The organism is Vibrio sp. 03_296 (assembly GCF_002265885.1).
Map to the genome: position 1 here is coordinate 1 of NZ_NPKW01000554.1, position 678 is coordinate 678.

At 52.1% G+C, this 678-nt stretch carries 1 pseudogene; it reads left to right on the forward strand.

Annotated features, from left to right (window positions below):
• The first annotated feature begins 55 nt into the window (after positions 1 to 55).
• Positions 56 to 585 (forward strand): annotated as a pseudogene (locus tag CIK04_RS26120) (PrpF domain-containing protein).
• The last annotated feature ends 93 nt before the right edge of the window (positions 586 to 678 follow it).

A 678-nucleotide genomic window follows, 5' to 3' on the forward strand; every position in this document is an offset into this window, starting at 1 on the left:
CGTACCGGGTATCGGCACCTTTAACGCCACCCTCATTAATGCGGGCATTCCCACCATTTTCCTTGATGCTGAGGCGTTGGGGTATTTGGGGACGGAACTGCAAGAGCAGATCAATAATGATGAGCAAGCGTTAGCCAAGTTTGAAACCATTCGTGCTTATGGCGCGCTAAAAATGGGTTTGATTACTTCGATTGAAGAAGCAGAAGGTCGCCAGCACACCCAAAGTGGCGTTTGTCTCGAACGACCGAAAAGTTACCAAGCCTCAAGTGGCAAAGTGGTGGAGGCAGGAGAGGTTGATCTGCTGGTTCGCGCCCTTTCAATGGGCAAGCTGCATCACGCGATGATGGGGACCGCAGCGGTCGCGATTGGCGCTGCCGCTTGCGTGCCGGGCACTTTAGTGAACTTAGCGGCAGGCGGTGGTGAAAAACAAGCGGTCACCTTTGGCCATCCGATCTGGGACGTTAAAGGTGGGTGCGCAAGCGAAAGCACACACAAGGCTGGGTGGTGGAAAAAGCCATCATGAGCCGCAGCGCTCGTATACTGATGGAGGGCTTTGTGCGTGTTCCCTCCGATGTCTTTGAATAAACCTGTCAGACGAGTTTGATCTCTTCGTTTGATTACGAAGGTCAGGACAGACTGGAGGAAACACTATGTCTGACATATCAGAAAGAATATCAA